The following is a 26,940-nucleotide window of genomic DNA, read 5'->3' as shown; positions in this document are numbered from 1 at the left end:
CATTATTATTTTACATAAATATCTAAACATATTATGGTATAAATATATATTAAATGAACAGGATGGTAAAATAATTTATCATACCTATCATGGAACTAAAGGATTAGAGTTTAGTAATATTATTATAATAATGGAAAATGCATTTGGAAGAAATAGAGAGCATTTTGATTTTTTCTTTAAAAATTAAACAAAATCAAAAGCATTAAATGAGACAGATAAAGTTAAATTTGAGAAAATTAAAAATTTGTTATGTGTTTCTATTTCAAGAACAATTACAAATTTAAGAATATTGTATACTGATGATATAACAAATTTTAAGGATGGAATAGAAGAGATATTTGGAAAAACATATCCATATAAAAAGAATAATTAAAACCAGCATTTTTATATACTAAATACAACTTTTAATTATCCATATAATAACAAGTTGAATTATCCATTAAGATAACAAAATAATAAAGAAAATAAAATTGAAATGCTAATGTTACTTTGATTATAGGAAAACTGATCGGCAAATTTTAAAATACCTACAATTTGTCGACCATCATCAAGATATGTTATATTATTAAAAAATATAATATGTGAAGATTTGATATTTTATATCTGAGGTTTGAAGTAATTTCAATAATTAATAGATACAATAAAATACACTAAGTTAAAATTTGGTATAATTATTTAACACCCACTTTTACTGGGAAGCATATCATATTAAAAACATGAAAGTAGGAAAAGTAGAAGATTAACTAATTACTTCTACTTTTTTTATTTTGATGTGTAATGTAAATAAAAAAAGACTCTAAGTATGTAGCTTTTATAGAATAAAAAATGCTTTTATATTAAAATTCTACAACTTTATGATACGTTTATATATTTCCCTCACAGAATCTAAATACAATTTATTGCAAAGCTTTTACACCATAAATTTCAATTTTATGTATCTATATGTTTCTTTGTTAGGAAATTGGAGAATTATGTTTAAAAATTAACAACTTGTAAATATTTAAGAGAATAAAATATGTTATACTAAATATAGTATAGAAAATGAATTTATAAAAATGTGATAGAAATATATTTTTGAAATAAGAATATTAATATATATAGTATGGAGGCAGCATTGTGGAAGAAAGTAATGAAGTTGAAATAATAACAGATAAAAAATCTAAAAAGAAGTCAACAATAAAGGAATGGATAATAGATATAGCAATTGTTGCTTGTGTAGCACTTTTCGTATGGAACTTTGTGGGTTATGGAGTTTGGATTACAAGTGGATCAATGATTCCAACCTTACAGGTCAAGGATAGGCTTATTGTTACAAGAGTACATGATTATAAAAGTTTAAAGGAAGGGGATATTGTATTATTTAAAAATGATGAATTTAAGGGCGATATACTAATAAAAAGGTTAATAGGGCTTCCAGGAGATAAAATAGAGATTAAAAATGGTGTTGTTTTTAGGAATGGGGAACAGCTTATAGAAGATTATGTAAAGAATAATCTAATAGGATATAGTGGAACTTTTGAAGTTCCAACAGGGAAGTATTTCTTTTTAGGTGATAATAGAGCGCATTCTAATGATTCGAGATTTTGGTCAAATCCATATGTTGATGAATCAAAGATAGAAGGAAAGGCAAGAATAAAGTATTATCCTATAAAAGATTTTGAGATAATAAAATAATAAATAGCTTTTAGGTTTATACTATATATAATTTGTAAGTTAATACCATAATAATTTGTAAATTAATATTGAATAAAAGTATAAATGGTATTAAAATAATATATTAACCATCTAAATCAAAAAAATATGAGTAAGTTTCATAAAGAGGAGAGTATTTAATGGGAGAAAGTGAGAATATAATGGAGTCAAAAGATATAGATGCTGCAGAAAAATCAAAAAATGTATCTAATACCAATAATTTGGAAACAAAAGAAATAGAAACTAATAAGGACAAGAATTCATTTAAGGAATTTATGGTTTCAACTGTTTTTGCAAAGGGTGGGATTTTTAGAGAATGGATAATTCCAATAATAGCTGCAATAGGAATAGCATTTTTAATAAATAAATTTGTAGTTTATAATGTTTATATACCAAGTGAGTCAATGGTTCCAACTCTAAATATTGGAGATAAATTAGTAGTAACCAAAACTTATGATACCAGCAAAATTCAAAGAGGAGATATAATTGTATTTTATTCAGAAGAACTAAGTGAGATACTTATAAAGAGAGCAATTGGATTACCAGGAGATCATATTGAAATACACAATGGTATTGTTAATATAAATGGAGAAGATACTAAGGAAGAGTATGTAAAAAACAATGAGAAATTTGATGGCATATATGATGTACCTGCTAATAAGTTCTTTTTCTTAGGCGATAACAGAGCCCGCTCAAATGATGCTAGAAGATGGATTAATCCATATATAGATGCTTCAGATATACAAGGGAGGGCAAGATTGAAATTTTATCCATTTGATGATTTTGGAATTCTCAAATAAGTATTTTTCAATGAGTTTATAAATATTAGAGTTAGGATATAATTATTTACACAATAAGTTTTCTTAGCAAATACATAAAGGCTTAACTGTGAGATTGTTTTAGTACAGAAGTTCATTAATATGTAAATAAGAAATATATTTAAGTCTAGCTAAGAATCTTTAAGAGTTATTTTTAATGAATGCTAATAATAGATAGATAGATAGATAGATAGATAGATAGATAGATAGATAGGCGAAGAAGCTTTGATTAATCCAATATAATAAGCAGTTTACTACTAGATAAAGGGTTGGTTAACTAATCTTTGAATTAATATATATCTATGAAAGAGGATGTCAAATGAATAAAAAATATATAGTAGATAGAATTGAAGAGAAGTATGCTGTTGTTGAAATGGAAAATGGAGATATGCATAGAATATCTACAGACAATATTAGAGGCGACTTTAAGGAAGGAGATATTTTAATTAATAAAGGAGAATATTTTGAAATAGATAAAGCATTCACCTTTAATCGAAGAAAGCAAATAGAGAATCTTATGAAGGATATGTGGAAAGAATGATTTAATCGATAAATACTACTAAAGAATAAAAATAATTAAGATTGAGGAAGGTGATTAGATGCAGAACAATAACAAGAACAATGGAAATAACAATAAGAATAATAAAAATAAGAATTCAATTATAGTTGCAACTACTTATTTTTTAATAGCAATTGCATTTTTATGGGCATTTAATTATGCTAGAGATTCAGCTGTAAATAAAGAAATTAATTACAGTGAATTTGAAAAATTGCTTGATAATAAGGGGATTTCAAAGGTTATCATAACTAATGAAAACTTATTAATAACACCAAGTGAAAATAACCAAGAATATAAAGGAAAAACTTTATATACAGCAAATGTAAATGATGAAACTTTAATAACTAAATTAAAGTCAGCAGGAGTCGATTTTACGGGTAAAAACCCTAAGGAAACTCCGATTATGAATTTTTTACTTAGCTGGATATTACCTATGGTAGCTATATTATTAATGTGGAGATTTTTATTCTCTAAAATGGGAGGCGGCGGAGGCGGTGTCATGGGCATCGGAAAGAATAACGCTAAGGTCTATATGGAGAGCGAAATAAAGGTAACCTTTGATGATGTAGCAGGGCAGGAAGAAGCTAAAGAATCTTTAAAAGAAGTTATAGACTTCTTAAATGCTCCAGATAAATATACTCAAATTGGAGCTAAATTGCCTAAGGGAGTTCTACTCGTAGGACCTCCAGGAACAGGTAAGACACTTATTGCTAAGGCTGTAGCAGGAGAAGCGAAAGTACCATTCTTCTCTCTTTCAGGTTCAAGCTTTGTTGAAATGTTTGTGGGAGTTGGAGCTTCAAGAGTTAGAGAATTATTTAAAGATGCTGTTGCAAAAGCACCATGTATTATCTTTATAGATGAAATTGATGCAATAGGTAAGAGTAGAGATAATCAAATGCAAAGTAATGATGAAAGAGAGCAGACTTTAAATCAATTACTTTCTGAAATGGATGGATTTGATTCATCTAAGGGTGTAGTTTTACTTGGAGCTACAAATAGACCAGAAATACTTGATAAGGCTTTGCTTAGACCAGGTAGATTTGATAGAAGAGTTATAGTTGATAGACCAGATTTTAAAGGAAGAGAAGCAATTCTTGGAGTTCATGCTAAAGATGTAATCTTGGGTGAAGATGTAGATTTAACTGAAATTGCTAGAAGTACTCCAGGAGCTGTAGGGGCTGACCTTGCTAATATTATTAATGAAGGGGCTTTAAGAGCTGTAAGAAGAAGAAGAAAAACTGTTCTTCAAGAAGATTTAAGAGAAGCTGTTGAAGTTATAATAGCAGGTAAGGAAAAGAAAGATAGAATTTTATCACCTAAGGAAAGAGAGGTGGTTGCTTTCCATGAAGTAGGGCATGCGCTTGTTGCAGCAATGCTTAAGGGAGCAGATCCAGTTCATAAAATAACTATAGTTCCTAGAACTATGGGTGCTTTAGGTTACACTATGCAATTACCAGAAGAAGAAAAATATTTAACTTCTAGAGAAGAAATGATGAATCAAATAATAGTAATGCTTGGTGGTAGATCAGCAGAAGAAGAAGTTTTTGATTTAGTTTCAACAGGTGCTTCAAATGATATAGAAAGAGCCACTGCATCAGCTAGAAGTATGGTTTCTATTTATGGTATGAGTGACAGATTTGATATGATGGCCTTAGAGTCAATACAAAATAGATACTTAGATGGTAGAGCTGTGAGAAACTGTAGTGAAGAAACTTCAACTATTTTGGATGAAGAAACACTAAAGATAATAAGAGAAGCTCACCAAAATGCTAGAAAAATTCTTAAAGAAAATAGAGATTTATTAGATAAGATATCTGAAGTTCTTTTAGAGAAGGAAACCATATTTGGGGATGAATTCTTTGAAATTGTTTATGAGAAATATCCTGAAATGAAGGAAGAAAAGGAAAAAGAAAAATCAGAAAATGAAAAGCGAGTGAAAGAATTAGAAGAAAGAAGAGCTAGAAAGCATTCTTTAGATATTACTATAGGTGATAAGACAGCAAAGATTGATGGAAGAGTTGAAACTGATGTTATTAATCCAGCTGACAAAGTTATAACTTCTAATAATGAAGAACCAGTTAAAAATGAAAGTGGAACTAAGGGTGAAGCTGTGGAAAATAATGAAGTTATAGTTGATGAAATAAATAAAGAAATATAATCATAAAGCTTCATCTGAAAATTATTAATTAAGTTAAAATGAAAAATTACTAATGCACAATGGGGGATAAGACTAAAATTAAGCTTTACTCCCACATTGTGCATTTTACAGTTGAATTGCAGAAGCAATAAAGAAAGTTTCAGCTTGTATTAACCATGTATTTTTAATGTTATATGTAAGCAATTGACAAGGAACAATACACAAGGTACAATTATGAGACGAATCCTGTGGTAATAAAAAATAAATTTTTATAAACCACAATGAGTATTTATTAATAATTATCAAATATTAACAGTTAACGCGTAATTGTTAACGAAATTAAAGGGGTTGGAATATTTGGATACACAATTAGATTTCTTAAGAGAAGAAAATAAATTAAATGAAATTTTAGAGATATTAAATAAAGAAATTTTAAGTTATTTAGATAGAAGAAAAAATGTTACAAAGTATATCCTTGACTCAAGAAAGAAATATATTGAAGATTATAAGGATGATGAAGATCAAGTTATAGATTATTTTGATCATGAAAATTATGTTCAAGAAGAAGCATATAAGACAATTGATAAAAGGCTTATGGAATATACTAAGCTTAAGGAAGTTCCTTACTTTGGTAAGATTACTTTTAAGGAAGATGAAGATGTTCCAGAAGACATGTACATAGGGAGATATGGTTTAACCTTGGAAGATAGTTATGAGCCATTAATTGTTGATTGGAGAGCTCCAATTGCAGCCTTATTTTATAAGGGAACACTTGGAGAAGCCTCTTATAATCCACCATCAGGGGAAAGAACAGCAGATATATTAAGTAGGAAGCAGCTTATAATTAAGAAGGGCCAGTTAAAAGGTGTATTTGATTCAGCATTAGATGTTAAGGATGAAATACTTCAAATGGTTTTAACTGAAAATTCTTCTGATAAGCTAAAAGATATAGTAATGACTATTCAAAAGGAACAAGATGAAATCATAAGAGAAGATAGAAACAAAATAGTTGTTGTAAATGGAGTTGCGGGTTCAGGTAAAACAACTATTGCACTTCATAGAATTTCTTATTTGCTTTATAATTTTAGAAAGCAATTTGGAGATAAAGTATTAATATTCGGACCTAATGATATCTTTATGGATTATATAGCCCAAGTACTTCCATCCCTTGGAGAAGGAAATATAAAACAAACTACCTTTGAAAACTTTGTAAAGAAAGAGCTTGGATTAGAACATGAAAAGCTAAAGAGCTTTGAGAGTTATATTGAAGATGCTATGAATGGAAATGAAGAAGTTTTAAAAGAATATCAATATAAAACTTCTAAAAAGTTTGTTCAATTGTTAGACTTAATAATAGAAACTTTAGAAAAAGAATATTTTAAAATAAAGTCAGTTAAATTTAAGGATGAAGAAATAGTTTCTATTAAAGACATAATAGAGTTGTTTACTGTTTATTATAAGGATATGCCTTTATTTAGAAGAAGTGAAAAGATAAGAAGAATCTTAACTTCGAAGATTAAGGATAAAAGAGATGAAGAAGTTTACAAGATAAATGCAGAAATGAAGGAAAAGATAAATAATCTATCAGAAGAAGAGTTAGAAATAGAAAAGGGTAATATAGAATATCTAAGAAAAATAAAAATAAGAGAAACCATAAGAGAAGTTATAAATTCTCGTAACGAGCTAGATGCTTGGCTTAAGGTTGAACCAGTAATGGATATTTATAAGAAGATTATAGGTTCAGGAATCTGCAATGGTAAAAAAGAAGCTTTTGAAAAAATGGACATGAATAGCTTAAGTAAAATTTTAAGTGAACGAATGGGAGTAGACTTTCCTCTTGAAAAAGAGAAGAATTATAATGTTATAGATGAAAGCATAATAAATTTAGGATATTTAGATTTAGTAGGAGTACTTTATTTAAGTATAAAATTACAAGGTTTAAAGGTAAAATCAGAGATAAAACATGTTGTAATTGACGAAGCACAAGATTATAGCTTTATACAATTTGAAATAATTAAAGGTATGACAGGCTGCAATAGTTATACAATAGTTGGGGATTCTAATCAAAGATTAATTACAATTGATGAAGAACCTGCAATGCTTCATTTAGATGAAATATTTAAAGATTCTAAGGCAGAAATTAAACCTTATGACTTAAATAAAAGTTATAGATCAACTCAAGAAATAATGGAATATGCAAATCAATTTGTAGATGAAGATAGAATAGTTCCTTTAGTTAGAAATGGAGAACCTGTTATTGAGGAAAAGGTTTCTTCAAAAGAGGATTTTATAGATACACTGTTATCAATAGTCGAAGACTATGAAGAAGAGGGGCTTGAAAACATTGCAGTGATTTTTAAGGATAAGAGGGAATTAGCTGAATATGCACCTCTTGTTAAAGAAAAAATTAGTATACAAAGCTTAGATAACGAAGATGTTGTTTATAAAGGGGGAAAAGTACTGTTGCCAGCTTATTTAGCAAAAGGTTTAGAATTTGATGGCGTAGTAGTAGTCGATAATAAAGAGATTCAACCTTTGTTAAAATATATAATGTGTACTAGAGCTTTGCATAGATTATCTGTAATTGAAACCCTAGTGCTTTAAGGCAAATATATATTGCAGCTTTGTTCTATTATTTTCTTTTATGTGTTTAAGTGAATAATTTTTCACAAAATATTCAGATGTGAAAAAATAAATAGCAGGAAAGTTAATTGATAATTTATGATTAGTAATTAACGAGTGAAAATTAATAAAAAAGCCTACGGGCTTTTTTATTTTTTAGAAATCTATGCTTCTAACATTAATTGTAAATTGCGCATTGTTAATTGTAAAGTTCACACATAAAAAATAAATTAGTAGATATACTAATAAAAGCTAATAAAAATTTAATTTTAATAAGAAAAAGTTAAAAAATTAATATATTTCTATTGAGTAAATATAAAAAAATGTGTATAATTATACTAGTTTATAAATGGAAAAATTATTGTGGAGGTATTAATATATGAAAAAAGGAATTGTTAAAAAGTTAATAGCTATAGCAGCAGTGGCAACTATAGCCATAAGCGTGGTAGGTTGTGGAAGTACAAACGGGGGAAATGCTGAAAAAAAAGAAGGTACTACAGCTAAAGCTACAGGAATAGAAGCAATAAAATCAAAAGGAAAACTTGTTGTTGGTACAAGTGCAGATTATGCACCATATGAATTCCATACACAAGTAGATGGAAAAGATAAAATAGTTGGTTTTGATATTGAAATTGCAAGACAATTTGCTCAAGACTTAGGAGTAGAACTTGAAGTAAAAGATATGGCTTTTGACGGTTTACTTGTAGCACTTCAAGCAGATAAAGTTGATATGATATTTTCAGGTATGACGCCAACAGAGGAAAGAAAACAAAATGCTGATTTCTCAGATATATACTTCACTGCAACACATAAATTTATACTTAGAGCAGGAGAAGAAGCTTCAATAACTAAAATAGAAGATTTAAAAGGAAAGAAGATTGGAGTTCAAAAGGGATCAATTCAAGAAGGTATAGCAAAAACTAATTTTGAGGCAGGGGATATTAAATCATTAGAGAAAGTTCCTGATTTAGTATTAGATTTAAAAAATAAAAAAGTAGATGCAGTTTTAGTTGAGTCAACAGTTGCAGATTTAACTGTTCAAAAGAATGAAGGAGTTGCAGTTGCCAAAGGTTTAGAAATTAAAGATCCAGATGGTGGATGTGCAATAGCAATGAAAAAAGGTTCAACTGAGTTACAAACAGAAATTAATAAAACATTAAAGAAATTAAAAGACGAAGATAAGATTAATAAATTTTTTGTAGAAGCAAACAAAATAGCAATGGAACAATAATATAATTAATATTAATTATTTAAATATATAATATTGTAAAGAAAATAAAGATAGTATATATCTAAAATAGTGAGTATGATTATATAAAAAAATTTAGAACATATTTAACTTATAAATTAAGGCAACACTTCTTAAAATATTAAGAATGTGATGCCTTAACTTATTAGAACTCAATACAGATAGAGGCGTGATAATAAAATGAATATAATAAATGAAGCTTTAGATATTAATAATGAATTAATAAAATGGAGAAGAGATCTTCATAAAATACCAGAAATAGGAATGGTTTTGCCAAGGACATCTGAATATGTAAAAAATAAATTAGATGAAATGGGTGTGGAATATGTTACATATAAAAATCATTCTGGAATATGTGCTGTTTTAGGTAATAAAGAAGGAAAAACTATTGCAATAAGAGCAGATATGGATGCTCTAGAAATTGAAGAAGAAACAAATTTAGATTTCAAATCTGAAAATGGGAATATGCATGCTTGTGGTCATGATGGACATATGGCAATATTACTTGGTGTAGCTAAGATACTTAAAAAAAATGAACATTTAATAAATGGGAAAATCAAATTAATATTTCAACCTTCAGAAGAATGTGCACCTGGTGGGGCATTAGCAATGATTGAAGATGGGGTATTAGAAAAGCCTAAGGTAGATGCAATATTGGCCCTACATGTTGATAATTACACAGATAATTGTAAAAATGGAGATGTAATAGCTAAATATGGAAGTTTAAGTGCTTTTGAAGATCCAATTAACATAAAGATAATTGGAAAGGGTGGTCATGCATCTACTCCTGATTTATGTATAGATCCAATTTCTATTGCGACCTTAGTTATTAACAATATTCAGTATATTTTAACGAGAGAAATAAAACAAACTATACCAACGGTAATAAGTTTTAGTAGTATTCAAGGAGGAAGAAATTCTAATAATATTATTCCAGATGTAGTAGAGATAAAAGGAACTGCAAGAAATACAGATGCTGAAACAAGAAAATATGTATTAAAAAGAATAGAAGAAATTGTAGCAGGTTTAACTAAAATGATGAGAGCAGATTTTGAATTGAATTTTGATGGTGGCTGCTTAGGTGTTGTTAATGATGATGATATGGTAGACAGATTTGTAAAATCATCTAAGAAAATATTAAAAGAAGATGAAATTCATATTAGAAAGAATGATTGTCTTATGGGAGCAGAAGATGCTGGATTTTTCTTTGATAAGGTTAAAGGATGTTATTTTTATTTATACAATCCTATGGCTTTTGAAGATGGAATAGTATATCCACTTCATAATTCAAAATACGTTATGGATGATTCAGTATTACATAAAGGAGTTGCTTTATTTTTACAAGCTGCTATAGATTATTTAATAGAAGTTGATAATTAACATTTAATAATTTATAATAGTGAATTGTAGTTTTACTATTTAAAAATTAGGAGGGAACGTATTGAATTTTTCATTTTTGGGAAAATACTCTGAATATTATATAAAGGGAACAGAAATAACTATTGTATTAGCATTTTTTGCAGTGTTATTTGGTACTCTTTTAGGTCTTGCATTAACTCTTTTAAGACGCTCAAAAATTAAGCCAATAAGTTATATAGCAACAGCTTACGTAGAATTTGTAAGAGGTACACCACTTCTAGTTCAAATATATATAATATATATAGGATTACCTAAATTAATAGGTATAGACATGCCTGACATGACGGTAGGTGCAGTTGCTTTAGCGTTAAATTCAGGAGCATATATATCTGAGATAATCAGGGCAGGTATTGATGCTGTAGATAAAGGACAAATGGAAGCCGCTAGAAGTTTAGGGATGAGTCAGAGATTAGCAATGTTTGAGATTATAATACCACAAGCATTTAAGAATATTCTACCTGCACTTGGGAACGAGTTTGTTTCAATAATTAAGGAATCTTCAATGGTTTCTGTTATTGGAGTTGCAGAGCTTATGTATAATGCAGGAATTGTAAGAAGTAATACAGCTTTAGGTTTAGAACCTATAATAGTGGCAGCAATAGTTTACTTTATATTAACTTTTACATTAACAAGAATATTAGGTTATGTTGAAAGGAGGATGAAGGCAAGTGATATACGTTAAGGATTTACATAAAAGCTTTGGGAAAAATGAAGTACTAAACGGTATAGATGAGCATATCACAAAGGGCGAAGTTGTAGTTGTAATTGGACCATCAGGTTCAGGTAAAAGTACATTTTTAAGATGCCTTAACTTGTTAGAAGTGCCTACCTCTGGCCAAATTACTTTTGAAGATAAGGATATAACTTCAAAATCAACTAATATAGATAAAATGAGAGAAAAAATGGGAATGGTTTTCCAACACTTTAATTTATTCCCTCATAAAACTGTTTGTGAGAATATATGTTTAGCGCCTATAAAAGTAAAAGGGCTTTCAAAAGAAGAAGCAAGAAAGATTGCAGTAGCTTTATTAGAAAAAGTAGGTTTATTAGATAAAATAGATGCTTATCCAGCTTCGTTATCAGGTGGACAAAAGCAAAGAATAGCTATAGCTAGAGCTTTAGCTATGCAGCCAGATGTTATGCTTTTTGATGAACCAACCTCTGCCTTAGACCCTGAAATGGTTGGGGAAGTTTTAACTGTTATGAAGGACCTTGCAAAAGAAGGAATGACAATGGTAGTTGTTACTCATGAAATGGGCTTTGCAAGAGAAGTTGGAGATAGAATACTTTTTATGGACGGAGGACAAATTAAAGAGTCAGGTACTCCAGAAGAAGTATTTAAAAAACCTAAAAACCCACGTACAATAGACTTTTTATCTAAGGTTTTATAAGTAGAGAATTCAAATTTATGATTTGTTGTGAATCACTAAGCAAATATACCAAAAGTAATGCTCTAAAAGTGAGAATCGAAATTTTAAATTTCTTTCTTCAAACTTTCACATAGTGAATTTTTATTTGGTTAGCAGAACTTGCTGACGCAGTATGACAAAAAATAGGTAAGCATACTGGTCTATTATTTTTTTGATTGTACTTAAATAGAGGATAATTTGTTATATCTGAAATAACAAATTATCCTCTACTTATTTAATTAAAAGTTTTTTTATTTATACAAAGTGTTTATCAATAGTAATTATGCAATTATAATGAGGATGATATTTTTTTACACCTTCAGATATTTTTGTGATTAATTCATTATCATCCATATTAAATCCTTTTGGTGGCGTAACAACTACATCAAAAATTAAATTTTTAATTTTACCTTCTCCGACGATTCTGAAATCATGTATTGATTCAATATAATCATATTTCTCAATTAAAGATAAGATTTCATCATAAGCTTCTTTAACTTCTCCTTCAATAATACAAATAGGGTCTATATGTATTACTAAATATATCTTTAGTGCTGTAGAGATTTCTCTTTCTGCTTTATCAATTATTTCATGGATGGTAACAACACTAATATCACTTGGAATTTCAGCATGAATTGAAGCCATACATTTACCAGGACCATAATTATGAATTATTAAGTCATGAGCTCCTAATATATTGTCATAAGATAAAACCATTTCCTTAATTGAATTAACAAGCTCAGGATCAGGAGCTTCTCCTAGAAGAGGACTTATAGTATCTTTAACTAAGGTGAAGCCAGAATAAACTATAAATAATGCAACAATCATTCCAATATATCCGTCAATAGGGAAGGTGGTGAAATTTGCAGCTAAAAATGAAATTACAACACAAGTTGAAGTGAATACATCTCCTAGAGCATCAACAGAAGACGCTTTTAAAGCAGAAGAATCAATCTTTTCACCAATAAATTTATTGAATCTGGAAAGCAGTACTTTAAGAAATATAGATACAAAAAGCAATATAAATGGAATTAACTCAAAAGTCACAGGTGCTGGATTTATTATTCTCTCGAAGGAAGACTTAATAAACTGAACACCAACTAACATTACCATAAAGGCAACAATTAAGGCAGAAAGGTATTCGATTCTTCCATGGCCGAAGGGATGCTCCCTATCTGCTGGCTTGCTTGAAAGCTTAAAGCCTAAAATAGTTACGAGTGAAGAAGCTGCATCAGAAAGATTATTAAAGGCATCTGCCATAATAGCTATACTTGAAACAATGACTCCAACACAAAATTTTATAACGAATAATATAAAATTTATAAGGATTCCAACGATTCCGCCAAAGACACCATAAGAATTTCTGACTTTTTCATCTTTAACGTTAGAATTATTTTTTATAAATATATTAACGACACGTTGAAAAAACATAAAATACACTCCAATCTTTTATAAATAATTACCTAGAATTATGCAATATATTCATTATAGTAAATATTCTTTCTTAATAAAACACTTTTTTCCACTTTAATAATATTCATATAAATATTATTTATATATAAGTTCTAATTAATTTAATACATTAAACTCTCATGTACCTTAGATGAATGTTAGCCAAGTGTATGTAGTTTATTTATTAGAATGTATATAGTAAGTTAAAATAATAAATATGCATCTAAAAACTTGTAATTATAATCCTATGTAAATGAAAAATCTAATTGTAATATATATATTGTAATTTAAACTTTAGACCATTAAATTCAGTCCAAACTATTCATATGCAATATATGCTCAAACTATTCATATGAAATAATCTAATACTTAGAAGGATAATATTTTAAGTTTTAAAATATTCTAAGTTTATACTATAACTTTACTGTGTTATAATTTATATAGAAAATATTCAAGGGGGCAAAATTTTATGAAGGATATTATATTTACAGGTGCAGCAGTTGCTATTGTTACACCTTTTACAGAAGAAGGAATTAATTTCTGTGAATTAAAAAAGTTAATTGACTTTAATATTGATAATGGCAGTGATGCAATTGTAATTGCAGGAACTACAGGTGAGTCTTCAACAATGACTGATGAAGAACATAGAGAAATTATAAGATTTACAGTTGAGTATGTAAATAAAAGGGTACCAGTTATTGCGGGAACAGGTTCTAATGATACTATTTATGCAGTAGAGCTTTCTAAATATGCTGAAAGTGTTGGAGCTGATGCACTTTTATTAGTTACACCATATTATAATAAAACTACTCAAAATGGTTTAGTAAAACATTATAATTACATTGCAGATAGAGTTAATATTCCTATTATTTTATATAATGTACCGTCAAGAACAGGTGTTAATATAGCTCCTGAAACTTATGTCGAATTAGCTAAACACCCACGTATAGTTGCTACAAAAGAAGCTAGTGGAGATCTTTCAGCTATTGCAAGAATAAAATCTCTTTGCAAAGATCATCTTAGTATTTATTCAGGGAATGATGATCAAATAGTTCCGATTTTATCTCTTGGTGGAAAGGGAGTAATTTCAGTTTTATCAAATATTATGCCAAAGGAAACTCACGAGATATGCAGTCTTTACTTTGAGGGAAAAGTAAAAGAAAGCTGTGAGCTTCAAACAAAATATTTAGATATTATTAATTCATTATTTATAGAAGTAAATCCAATTCCAGTAAAAACAGCACTTGGACTTATGGGATATAATGTAGGTCCACTTAGAATGCCACTATTTCCTATGGAAGATAAAAACTTAGAGAAATTAAAAATTGAGCTTAAAAATAACAAGCTTATATAAATTGATAATTTACAATGTGCAAACTACAATTTCATGTTAGAAATCAAATTTTTAAAATTTAAAGAATTCAGTTAGGTTATTAAAAGCCAATATTTATAGATTTTGTAAATAAAATAAATGCATATATTAACCATATATTTAGGTTGATACTTGCAGATACATAGTTAGAAACCATGCATTTTCTCTATTTATGCATGGTTTTTTTATGTTTTAGAATAATATTAAAAATGAGTATTTGTAAACATATATTCTCATAAAATTCTTCCAAATGGTTAATATATAGGTAATAAAACTTGGAAGGAGACGTTAGATGGATTATAATAAGGTGGAAGATGCAGTTTTTAAGAAAGCAATGGAGGTATTTAAAGAGGGCGCTGCAGAATTTTTTGGATTAAATGTTAAAATAAGTGCACAAGCAGAAACTGAAATAAAAAATATTGATATTAAAACTAATGCAATGGATTATTTATTTTATACAGATAATGATGAATATTTGCATTTTGAATTTCAAACTACAAAAAAGAAAGAAGATTTATTAATAAGACAGCTAATAAAAAAATTTAAAATAGTACCAGAGGACTATAAAAAGCAGCTTATGATTTTACCACAAGAAACAATAGAGATTATAGGTACAGAAATGTTTGATATGGATTCAATTGAAGAATTAAAGAAATATTTTAATTCATAATGTATTTGAAAATAAAAGTAAATATAGATATATTAGAGTTACGGTTAGACATAGAATAAATAATAGAAATTATAAACTTAAAAATAATTATTTTGCAACATATATTATGTTAATTTATATAAATAAGCTAATTATAATTTGAAAATAAATTGATTGGCAGAAAAAAGAGGTAGAAAGACATGACTAATACACAAGAATTATTAAATTTTATAAATAAGAGTAAAACTGCATTTCAAAGTGCAGCTGAGATTAAATCTATTTTAGATAATCAAGGATATACTGAAATTAAAGAAGAAGACAATTGGGATTTAGAAAAAGGCGGAAAGTATTATATTACGAAAAATGATTCTGCAGTAATTGCATTTGAAATCGGAGCTGGAGATATTGAAAAGGATGGCTTTAGATTAATTGGAGCACATACTGATTCGCCAGGCTTTAGAATAAAACCAAATCCTGAAATGTTAGTTGAAGGGAAATATTTAAAGTTAAATACTGAAGTTTATGGTGGACCAATACTAAGTACTTGGTTTGATAGACCATTAGGGGTAGCCGGAAGAGTTACATTAAAAGGAGAAAATCCATTTAAACCTAAGGTTGAGTTAGTTGATATTAATAAGCCAATTTTAATAATTCCTAATTTAGCTATACATATGAACAGAGAAGTAAATGAAGGTTATAAGTTCAATAAGCAAAAGGATACATTACCATTAGTTACAATAGTTGAAGATAAACTAGAAAAAGATGGTTATCTAATCAATTTAATTTCAGAAAGTTTAAATGTAAAACCTAGTGATATATTGGATTTTGATTTATTTTTATATGAATATGCAGAAGGAATGTTAGTAGGGCCTGACGAAGAACTTATATCTTGTGGAAGATTAGATGACCTTTGGATGGTATTTGCAGGATTAAAGGCGCTGTTAAACAGCAATAAAATTAAAGAAACTAAAGTTTTAGTAGCTTTAGACAATGAGGAAATAGGAAGTTTAACAGCTCAAGGGGCAAATTCTTCTATTTTAGAAAATATTTTAGAAAGAATAACTTTAGGTCTTAAAAAGGATAGGGAAGAGTTTAGAAGAGCGTTAAGCAATTCAGTAATGATTTCAGCAGATTTAGCCCATGCAATGCATCCAAACTATCAAGAAAAATGTGATCCAACAAACACGCCAATGTTAGGTAAAGGGCCAGTTTTAAAGATTGCAGCAGGAGGCAGTTATTCAACAGACAGCTATGCAAGTGCCGTATTTAAAGGAATATGCGAAAAAGCCGGAGTTCCATGCCAAACCTTTGTAAATAGATCAGACTTAAGAGGTGGGACAACAATAGGACCAATTACTGCAAGTAAATTAAATATACCAGTAATAGATATGGGAGCGCCTGTGCTTAGCATGCATTCAATAAGAGAATTAGCCTCAGTTAAGGATAATGAATATACAATTAAAGCGTTCACTGAATTTTTTAATTAATATTTTTAACTATTAAATATACATATATGGATTTAATGTAAAAAATTAATTAAATCTTATATATTATTAAAATAACTATCCAATAGGCTGGAAGATTTTCAGCAAGGGATAGTTATTTTTTATATTGAGTAGTTTGTGAGAATATTTTTCGTAATTTTGGTAAAAATAACTCTATTCATAATGTAGAAGGGAGTTTTTTACTTGAAGAAGAATAATTCTTATGGCGTAAGAAAGAATGTGTTAAGAGAACTTGCAGATGGCTTTTTTTGCATGCGTGAAAATTTCAAGTATTTTAGCAAATTATATAAAGAGGGTTACAAGGTTCTTGGAGCTTCAGAATGGCTTCTTGATAATATATATTTGATTGAAAAAGAATATAAAGCAATAAAAATGGAGATGCCTATAGATTATTTTAAGAGCTTAACTTTGATGGGCTCAAGTGAACAAGTGCCACGTATTTTTTTAGTGGCTAAGGATTATATAAAAAATGAAAATGAAATTGAATGTGATAAATTTATAAATTACATGAATATGCTTCAAGAAAAAAGTTTGAATTCTAAATTAAATAAACAAGAAATTATTTTTACCATGGGCGAATTATGGGCTTTCCCACTTATGCTTAAAACAGCTATTATAATAAATTTAGCTAAATATACTGATGAACTTGCTTCTATTCAAAAGGAAATTATAAAAGGAAAAAATACAGCTGACAAGGTTATAGATATCATCAATAAAAATCCAGAATGCCATATTAATGAGTCTGATGATATAAATCAGGTTGATACTATTTATAAAGAATTAAGCAATATTGATGTTGATTTTGAACATATGAGTTCCTTATTCTTAAGAGAGTTTTTCAGAGTTTTAAGAGATAATTCCATAGATGATAAAAGACTTAATAAATTTATGGAAACCAAGTGGAAAGTAAATTTAGATTATGAAAATAATAATATTAAAAGTCAATTAAGAGAAGAATTTTTAGAAAGACATATTGGTGAATATATAACTCATATTAGAAAAATTGAAGGCATAAGCTGGAGGAAGTTTTTTGATAATACGTCTTTAGTCGAAAAAATCCTAAAAAGAGATCCCGAAAATGTCTACAGTAATATGGATTTTCAATCCAAAGATTATTATAGGCATAAGCTTGAAAAAATAGCCAAAAATCTTACAATAAATGAAATTGATTTAGCAAACAATGTTTTAGAACTTGCTGAAATTAGCAAAAATAGTAATAAGGAAGATTATAAATGTCATGTGGGCTATTATTTAATTGATGAGGGAGTAAAGGAGCTAAAAGGATATAATAATATAAAATTTATGACTTCACAAAATATATATTTAGCTTTAAATGTTTTTGGAACTCTTATAATAAGTTTTCTTATTTTGCTTATAACCAGTCTCTTAGGAGTTTCATATACAAGAATTCAATACATAATTTCATTTTTAATTATTTTAATTCCTATAAATGAAATAATATTAGGCCTTACTAACTGGATTGTAAATAAAATTGTGAAAATTAGGCTAGTTCCAAAGCTAAATTTTAGTAGAGGAATTCCAGATGAAAACAAGACTGTAGTTGTAATACCAGCAATTATAAACTCTAAAGAAAAAGTCAAAGAACTTATGAAAAAGTTAGAAGTTGCTTACTGCGGAAATAAGGATGGAAATTTATATTTTGCTTTGCTTTGTGACTTTTCAGATTCAAGATATGAGGTAGAAGAAAATGATGATCAAATAATTAAGTGTGGCATAGAATGTGCCAGAAGATTAAATGAAAAATACTCTCATAATAGATTTTTCTTTTTTAGCAGAGCTAGAATTTATAATAAGAAGCAAAAAATATATATGGGCAAGGAAAGAAAACGTGGTAAGCTTATGGAGTTTATGGCTCTCATTAAAGGCAGCAATCAACACACTTATAATGTTTTTAGTTCAGATATTAAAATATTAAAAGATATTAAATATTTAATTACATTAGATGAAGACACCTTTATGCCAAGAGAGAGTGCTTCAAAGTTAGTAGGTGCTATGAGTCATGTTTTAAACATACCTAATATAAAGGATAATCGTGTTATTAGAGGGTATGGAGTAATGCAGCCTAAGGTTACTATAAGTTTAGAAGCTAAAAATCAAACTTACTTCTCAAGAATATTTGGAGGGGAAGAAGGAGTTGATGGATATTCAGTAGCTTATTCTGATACATATCAAGATTTATTTGGTGAAGGTTCCTTTACTGGTAAGGGAATAATCAACATAGAGAAATTTTATGAGGTACTAAAGGATACAATAAAAGATAACAAAATATTGAGTCATGATCTCTTAGAAGGTGGAATTGCAAGATGTGCACTAGTTAGTGACATAGAATTTATTGATGGTTACCCTGGTTTTTATGAATCTAGCTGCAAACGGCTTCATAGATGGGTTAGAGGTGATTGGCAGTTAATAGGCTGGCTATTTTCTAATAAGTTGACTTTATTATATAAGTGGAAGATATTTGATAATTTAAGAAGAAGCCTTTTGGCTCCTAATTTGCTTATTGCTCTTATTTTATCATTAACTATTTTAGCAGGCGGAAATCAAATTGCAGCACTTTGTTTTCTTGGTTTAATAAGTTCTTTAGTATTTACAATAACAGATTTTGTTGTAACTCCTAAAAATAAATTAATGGGAACCTTTAAAAACTTTGAACAAATAGTATTAATAGTAAGTTTTATTCCTTATCAAGCATTATTAATGCTTGATGCTATACTTACAACGCTATTTAGAGTGTGCATTTCTAAAAAGAATCTATTGGAATGGCAGTCGGCAGATTCTGTAGAAAAGAATTCAAGCAATGACTTTTCAGCTTATTTAAAGAGAATGTGGATTTCACCAGCAATGGGTTTGCTAGTAATTTATTTATCTTTTAATAATTCATTTGGAGTTATTGCATATAATTTAGTAGTTGCAGCCCTTTGGATAGTAAGTCCTTATTTTGCATACTGCATAAGTATAAAACTTTCGGATAATAAGAATATATTAAGAGGTGAAGAAAATAATTATTTAAGGAAAATAGCAAGAAGAATATATGCTTACTATGAAGATTTTATTAATGAGGAAAATAATTATTTAGCACCAGATAATTATCAAGAAAAGCCATTTAAAGGTGTGGCTTATAGAACTTCTCCAACTAATATAGGAATGGGGCTTATTTCAAATGTTGTAGCATACGATTTAGGTCATATAACTATGTGGGAGTTTATTGATAGGATAGAACAAACTTTAAATAGTATGAAAAGTTTAGAAAAAGTGAATGGTCACTATTTAAATTGGTATGATACAAAAACAAAGAAACCTCTATGGCCAAGATATGTATCAACAGTTGATAGTGGAAATTTATTAAGTGATTTATGGGTGTTAAAACAAGCTATGATTGAGCTTAAAGATAATAAAGTAATAAGATTAAAAGAATTAGTAGCATTAAATGATATTTATAAGATAATTGAAGAGGAAGATTCATCGATTAAAATTAAATTTGTTTCGCAGCTTAATATTGGAGAATATATAAATATTTTAAAAGAAGCATTGTATAAGCTTGAGGAATTTAAAGATAATGAGAAAATAAATAAATTACAACAGTTAAATGAAGAAAAAAGTCATCTTAGTTATGTGGAAAGAAATCTATATGAAGATGTATGGAATAAAAGTATATTAAAATTAGATAATGAAGAGGCAAATTATTGGTTTTATAAACTTATAGATGAAATCAAAAAGAAAATCAAATATTACGATAGCATCTTTGAAGGTTTAGAAAAGTTATATAGCAAAGAATTTTTTGAGGGAATCCCAAATCTTACTGAATTGATCCACAGGTGTGAAAATTATAGGAGAAAAAATGGGGATAACTTTAGAGAAACTTTAGGTCAAAAAATTAATATGTTTAAAAGTTATGAGGATAAAATAGATAAGATAATAGAGGATATTGAACAATTTTCAAGAGAAATGAATTTTGAATTTCTTTATGATAAGACAAGGGAATTATTTTCTATTGGATATAATGTAGAAGAAAATTCACTTGGAAATTCTTATTATGATTTGTTGGCATCAGAATCTAGAATAGCTTCTTTTGTTGCTATAGCGAAAAATGATGTGCCTTCAGCTCATTATTTTAAATTAAGCAGGGCAATGACTAATGCTTTTCATACTCACGCGCTTGTATCTTGGAGTGGAACAATGTTTGAGTATTTCATGCCTTCGCTAATAATGAGAAATTATCCTAAGACCTTATTTAGTCAAACTTATAAATCTGTAATAAAGGCTCAAATAAGTTTTGCAAAACAGAAGAAAATGCCTTGGGGTATATCAGAATCTGCTTTTTATGAATTTGATGCATCAGAAAATTATCAATACAAGGCTTTTGGTGTACCTGGACTTGGTTTAAAGAGAGGACTTGAAGATGAACTTGTAATATCTCCGTATTCAACTTTAATGACATTGCCTTTTGCTAAAAATACTGCAATTAAAAATCTTAAAAGACTTGAAAAAATAGGTGCTTTAGGGAGATATGGATTTATTGAAGCTATAGATTATACTAAGGCAAGACAGGGAAAATATATAATGAAGCTTCCTAAAGGAGGAAAGCAAGAGCATCACTTAGATAAAAAACAAGGTGAATTTTTAGAAGAAACAAAGAGCAATAAAGATTTTGATGATTCATCTATTATTAAAACATCGAGTGGTAGATATACTGAAGCTATTAATACTAATACTGATAATAATGGTTTTGAAAGCTCATCTTCGACTCAAATATTAGATGAGAGTTATATGAAGTCAAATAAGAAGGAATATATAGAAAACTTACGTAATAGCAATGATGATTTTTACAATAACACATTAATAGGGGAAAACTATACACAAAATGTGGATAACAACTTGGATTATGTGGATAAGTATGCAAAAAAAGTGGATAAATCAATGGATAAATATATAGGTTATATTAACAAATATAGTGTGGATGATGTGGATAATGTGGATAACTTTGCGCAAAGTTACGACAAATATGTAGATAATGATAATAGCAATAAGTTTGAAACAATAAATAATCCACAGAAGATTAATAAAGTTGTTAATTATATGGTGCATCATTTAGGAATGTCTCTTATGGCTTTAGATAATATTCTACAGGATAATATTCTAATAAATAGATTTCATAGTTTACCAGAAGTAAAAGCAACAGAACTTTTATTAAAAGAAAAAATTCCGCAAAATGTAATTTTTGAAAGAAATGAAGATTTCTCTGTAAAAAATAGATATTTTGAAGGAGAAATCATGGTTCCAAGGATATTTGAAGAAGTAAATCAAGATAGTCCACAGCTTTTATTGTTATCTAATGGTGAATATTCAACTATGATTACTGCAAGTGGAAGTGGTTATTCGAAAAAAAATGATATCATGCTTTATAGGTGGAAGGGGAATTCTACAAGTGATGATAGTGGGATGTTCTTTTATATAAAGAATTTAAATTCAAATGATTACTGGAGTTCAACATTTGAACCTTGTAAAACCTTAGGTGATAGTTATAAAGCAGAATTTAATTTAGACAAAGCAAAGTTTTCTAGAAAAGATGGTAACATTGAAACAGAAATGGAACTGGTTATATCTTCAGAAGAAAATTTTGAAGTTAGAAAATTAAGTTTAAGTAACTTGAGCGATAAAGGAAGAAGTATTGAAATAACGAGTTATATGGAAATAACTTTAGCAGCATTTAGTGCTGATGCAGTACATCCAGCCTTTTCTAATTTATTTATCCAAACAGAATATGATGAAATAGAAAATATTTTAATAGGAAGCAGAAGAGGAAGAGTTAAAGGTGCAAAGGTTCCATACATATTTAATAAGATAGTGGCAGAAGGTGAATTAGAGGGAAGTATTACATATGAAACTTCTAGAATAAATTTTATTGGCAGGAATAGAGAGTTGAAATCACCTTTAGCTATGGATAATGATAAAGCTTTAAATAATACAGTTGGAACAGTCTTAGATCCTATAATGAGTATGCGAGTTAGAATTAGATTAGAGCCACATTCAAAAAGAGAAATTTACTTTATAACAGGAATATGTGATTCTAAAAAGCAAATTTTAGATATGTGCAGAGAAAATGATGATTACAATAATCTTAATAAAGTGTTTAAAAATTATAGTATAAGTACGCAGCTTGAACTTAAAAACCTAGGAATAAGAAGTGGCAAGGCTAATGTATTCCAAAGTGCTGCAAGTGACATATTCTTTTTAAGCAATAACAGGAAAAATAGAGAAGAACATATTACAAATATTAAAAAGCACCAAAAAGATTTATGGGCTTATGGGATTTCAGGAGATCTACCCATTATAATGGCTGTTATCGAAAAGCAAGAGAACTTAAACTTGGTATTTAACATGATAAAATTCCATTATTATTTACAGCTCAAAGGAGTTAAATTAGATTTTGTTATATATAATAATGAGGAGATTTCTTATGATGAACCACTTCAAAAGAATATTGTTGAAGCTATAAGAATATCAAATGAAAGAAATTTCTTGAATAAACCAGGTGGAATATTTATTCATAATAAAGCAACTATGGACGTTGAAGTTAAAAATTTATTAATAGGAATTTCAAGAATATACGTAGATTGTAAAAATAATTTAAATTCATATATATATTCAGAGAAAAATTTAAATGCATATATGGATATGCAATTAAAAGAAGAGGGATTAAATTCACAAATAGCTTTGAGAAATAATTCTAAGATTAAAGAGGAACATGAAAAGACTAAGGTAAATTCCAATGTGATTTATTCAGAATATGATCACGATGAAGATTTAATAAATGGTGATGATTTGCTTAAGGGAATGAAAGCAACTAATAAATCAGAAGATACGCCAAATATAGAAGAAATAGAAGCGATAGATGGGATAGAAGAAAGAAGTCAATTAGAAAAAAATAAAGAAATATTAGAGAAGAATAAAGAAATAAAGGAAGAAGATAATTCTAATGAAACAAATGATGACATGGAAAATTTAGATTTCTTTAATGGGTATGGTGGTTTTAGTAAAAAAGATAAAAGCTACATAATTAAATTATCTGATTTGAAAAATACTCCAGCACCTTGGATTAACGTTATTTCAAATGAAGATTTTGGTTTTCACATATCTGAAACAGGGGCAGGGTATACCTGGTGTGGAAATTCTAGAGAAAATAAGTTAACACCTTGGAGCAATGATTACATTAGAGATGCTCAAGGTGAAGCTCTTTATATTAAGGATAAGATTTCTGGAGACTATTTTTCAATATCCCCAAAACCAGTTAGAGATTCAGGCGATTATTTAATAAAACATAGCTTTGGATATTCTGAATTTACCCATATAGCTTATGATTTAAAAGGAAAGCTTGAAATTTTTGCACCTAAAGGAGAAAAATTAAAAATTCAAAGAGTTACCTTGGAAAACTTAAGCAATGAGGAGAGAAGTATTTCATTATTTTATTATGCGAAGCTTGTCTTAGGAGTTTATGAGTATGATAGTTCAAGATATATTTCCACGTATATAAGCGGAAATTTATATAATAATATAAATGGAGATTTATATAATGACTACGAAAGAATTCAAGATGCAGAGCGGGGCGGAATCAATAGTAGTTTTATAGGTGGAAGGAATCCATACAGTGAATATTTTGGTGAATTAGACGCTTATTTAACTATTCTAGGTGGAGAAAGGTTAAGTTTTACTGGTGATAATAAAGAATTCATAGGTATTGGTGGTGAAATTTCTAAGCCTAAAGGTCTAAAATGTGATGATTTGAGTAATAGGTGTGGTGGAATTTATGATCCTTGCTTAGCCGCGCAAACAAGTATTAAATTGAAAAAAGGAGAAAAGAAAGAATTAATAATTCTATTTGGCCAAGAAGAAAGAGATAATATAGAAAAAGTTATAAATAAATATAAAAATTTCAATAATGTAGAAGCTGAATTAGATAAGGTAAAACAATATTGGAGTCATTTCCTAGGAAATATACAAGTTAAGACACCGGACAAATCACTAGATTATCTTTTAAATGGATGGCTTTTATATCAAACCTTGAGCTGTAGATATTTGAGTAGAAGTGCGTTTTATCAAAGTGGCGGAGCTTATGGTTTTAGAGATCAGCTTCAAGATTCTATGGCACTTGGCATTGTAGATTCCGAAATACCAAAATCTCAAATATTAAGGAGTGCATCGAGGCAATATGTGGAAGGTGATGTACAGCATTGGTGGCATCCAGTTGTAAATTCAGGAATAAGAACTAGGTTTAGTGATGATTTATTATGGCTGCCTTATGTAACAGCAGAATACATAAATTCTACAGGTGATTATGAAATTTTGAATAAAACAGCTCCATATCTTGAAGATGAACCTTTAAGAGAAGGTGAAGATGAAAGATATACAATAGTAAATCAATCTTCAAAGGAAGGTACTATATATGAACATTGTTTAAAAGCTATAGAGAAGTCTTTGAAATTTGGTGTTCACAATATTCCACTTATGGGAAGTGGAGATTGGAATGACGGAATGAGTACAGTTGGAAATGAAGGAAAAGGAGAAAGTGTATGGCTTGGATGGTTTCTATATTCAATTTTAAACAGCTTTATTGAAATCGCAGAAATTCAAAAGGATACAAAAACAAAAAATCATTTTGATGAAAGAAAAGAATTTATAAGAGAAAATTTAGAAAAGAATGCATGGGATGGTGGCTGGTATAGAAGAGCATATTTTGATGATGGAGTACCTTTAGGTTCAAGAGAAAATCCAGAATGTCAAATTGATTCCTTAGCTCAAAGCTGGTCAATAATTTCAGGCGCTTTTGAAAAGGATAATGAGGAAAAAATAGATGAAATATATAACAATACAGCGAAAGACAGAATAACAGTAAATTCAAGAAAAAGAGCAATTGAAGCTATGGAAGCAGTTGATAGAAATTTAGTTAAAAAAGATAAGGGTATGATATTATTACTTGCTCCACCATTTAATAATTCATATTTAGAACCAGGTTATATAAAAGGTTATGTGCCTGGGGTAAGAGAAAATGGAGGACAATATACTCATGCAGCTGTTTGGGTAATCTTAGCTTTAACTAAGCTTGGTCTTGGTGACAAGGCAGTAAAATATTTTAATATGATAAATCCAATAAATCACACAAGAACAGAATTAGAATGTATGACCTATAAAGTAGAGCCTTATGTAATGGCGGCGGATGTCTATATAAAAGAGCCTCATGCAGGTCGTGGCGGATGGAGTTGGTATACTGGAGCATCAGGATGGATGTATAGGGTTGGAATTGAAAATATTTTAGGGCTTAGAAGATTTAAAGATAAGGGATATATTATAAATCCTTGTGTACCAAAGGAATGGCAAGAATTTGAGCTTAAGATTACAAATGAAAGTGAAGAATATAATATAAAGGTATCTAGAATGAGTAAAGAAGAATATGATGCAAAAGCAAAACAATGTAGAGTAAACGAAGAAGATAATGTAAAGCAATTTAACAATAATGGAGAGAATAAAATCAAAAAAGAAAAGAAAGAAAATGAAGAAGATGTACACTCAAGAGGAGAAAAGGATGGAAACCAAATAAAAATATTCATAAATGGAAAGGAAATTGAAGATGGAATAATTCCAAGAAATGCAGGAAAGCTTAATATTAATGTATATTTAATTTAAAGCTAAACAAAATTAACTAAGGTTAAAGTAAGTTAAGAGGATAAGTTAATGGTGGACTTCAAAATTCAATTATGAAAACATAATATATAGTAAAAATAAGAATAATTTAACATTAAGAGAAGAAGAGGATAGAGTAATTTAGATATCTTCTTCTTCTTTTATTTTTATGTAGATTTTTTATTGAAGTACATATAACTTTTCTTTAATTAAACAAAATTTCCCATAAGAATAACTCTTATGGGAAATTTCTTATAAGCACTAAATTAAAATGATAAACTTTAGTGCAACAGTATTATGGGGTACATTATAATTCTGACCAATAACAGAAAAATTATTCAAGAAAATAATAAATTTCTAT

At 28.5% G+C, this 26,940-nt stretch carries 16 protein-coding genes; 15 read left to right on the top strand and 1 reads right to left on the bottom strand.

Annotated features, from left to right (window positions below; genetic code table 11):
• The 11 genes from CLPUN_RS28350 to CLPUN_RS13770 all read left to right on the top strand — a co-directional run.
• Positions 1–187 (top strand): hypothetical protein (locus CLPUN_RS28350; protein WP_207652750.1); only part of this gene is annotated, 187 nt, incomplete at its 5' end.
• Between the two features lie 57 nt (positions 188–244).
• Positions 245–373 carry a hypothetical protein gene (locus CLPUN_RS29210; protein ID WP_278281654.1) on the top strand — a complete coding sequence of 43 codons (129 nt, stop codon included), beginning with the start codon at positions 245–247 and terminating at the stop codon, positions 371–373.
• Positions 374–1,116: 743 nt separating this feature from the next.
• Entirely contained in the window at positions 1,117–1,674 is a 558-nt protein-coding gene (gene lepB / locus CLPUN_RS13810; protein ID WP_077847845.1) for a signal peptidase I, read from the top strand.
• Between the two features lie 293 nt (positions 1,675–1,967).
• Positions 1,968–2,492, top strand: coding sequence for a signal peptidase I (lepB, locus tag CLPUN_RS13805; protein ID WP_143329055.1), 525 nt, complete (start codon positions 1,968–1,970; stop codon positions 2,490–2,492).
• Positions 2,493–2,829: 337 nt separating this feature from the next.
• Positions 2,830–3,051 (top strand): DUF3006 domain-containing protein, encoded by a 222-nt coding sequence (locus CLPUN_RS13800; protein WP_077847843.1) that lies wholly within the window; start codon positions 2,830–2,832, stop codon positions 3,049–3,051.
• 58 nt (positions 3,052–3,109) lie between these two features.
• Positions 3,110–5,227 (top strand): ATP-dependent zinc metalloprotease FtsH, encoded by a 2,118-nt coding sequence (gene ftsH, locus CLPUN_RS13795; protein WP_077847842.1) that lies wholly within the window; start codon positions 3,110–3,112, stop codon positions 5,225–5,227.
• Between the two features lie 336 nt (positions 5,228–5,563).
• Entirely contained in the window at positions 5,564–7,810 is a 2,247-nt protein-coding gene (gene helD, locus CLPUN_RS13790; protein WP_077847841.1) for an RNA polymerase recycling motor HelD, read from the top strand.
• A gap of 397 nt (positions 7,811–8,207) precedes the next feature.
• On the top strand, positions 8,208–9,059 hold the full coding sequence (locus CLPUN_RS13785; RefSeq protein WP_077847840.1) for a transporter substrate-binding domain-containing protein: 852 nt from the start codon (positions 8,208–8,210) through the stop codon (positions 9,057–9,059).
• 198 nt (positions 9,060–9,257) lie between these two features.
• Positions 9,258–10,457 (top strand): M20 metallopeptidase family protein, encoded by a 1,200-nt coding sequence (locus CLPUN_RS13780; protein WP_077847839.1) that lies wholly within the window; start codon positions 9,258–9,260, stop codon positions 10,455–10,457.
• Positions 10,458–10,518: 61 nt separating this feature from the next.
• The gene (locus tag CLPUN_RS13775; protein ID WP_077847838.1) at positions 10,519–11,178 is read left to right on the top strand and encodes an amino acid ABC transporter permease; all 660 of its coding nucleotides are present in this window, start codon (positions 10,519–10,521) and stop codon (positions 11,176–11,178) included.
• Positions 11,165–11,887: an amino acid ABC transporter ATP-binding protein gene (locus CLPUN_RS13770; protein WP_077847837.1), complete on the top strand. Its 723-nt coding sequence runs from the start codon at positions 11,165–11,167 to the stop codon at positions 11,885–11,887. The genes CLPUN_RS13775 and CLPUN_RS13770 overlap by 14 nt, the downstream gene beginning before the upstream one ends.
• Positions 11,888–12,160: 273 nt before the next feature.
• On the opposite strand, the gene CLPUN_RS13765 is transcribed toward CLPUN_RS13770, so the two are convergent.
• Entirely contained in the window at positions 12,161–13,336 is a 1,176-nt protein-coding gene (locus CLPUN_RS13765; protein ID WP_077847836.1) for a cation diffusion facilitator family transporter, read from the bottom strand.
• 502 nt (positions 13,337–13,838) lie between these two features.
• On the opposite strand from CLPUN_RS13765, the gene dapA reads away from it, so the two are divergent.
• From dapA to CLPUN_RS13745, 4 genes are all read left to right on the top strand, one after another.
• Positions 13,839–14,711: a 4-hydroxy-tetrahydrodipicolinate synthase gene (gene dapA / locus CLPUN_RS13760; protein WP_198944342.1), complete on the top strand. Its 873-nt coding sequence runs from the start codon at positions 13,839–13,841 to the stop codon at positions 14,709–14,711.
• 310 nt (positions 14,712–15,021) lie between these two features.
• Entirely contained in the window at positions 15,022–15,399 is a 378-nt protein-coding gene (locus CLPUN_RS13755; RefSeq protein ID WP_077847834.1) for a DUF4351 domain-containing protein, read from the top strand.
• Between the two features lie 179 nt (positions 15,400–15,578).
• On the top strand, positions 15,579–16,865 hold the full coding sequence (locus CLPUN_RS13750; protein WP_077847833.1) for a M18 family aminopeptidase: 1,287 nt from the start codon (positions 15,579–15,581) through the stop codon (positions 16,863–16,865).
• A gap of 201 nt (positions 16,866–17,066) precedes the next feature.
• On the top strand, positions 17,067–26,582 hold the full coding sequence (locus CLPUN_RS13745) for a glycoside hydrolase family 94 protein (protein ID WP_242954131.1): 9,516 nt from the start codon (positions 17,067–17,069) through the stop codon (positions 26,580–26,582).
• Positions 26,583–26,940: the final 358 nt, after the last annotated feature.

It is taken from the genome of Clostridium puniceum, from assembly GCF_002006345.1.
GTDB lineage: Bacteria > Bacillota > Clostridia > Clostridiales > Clostridiaceae > Clostridium > Clostridium puniceum.
Note: the sequence above shows the minus strand (reverse complement) of the source record. Positions and strands in the feature narration are given on the sequence as shown.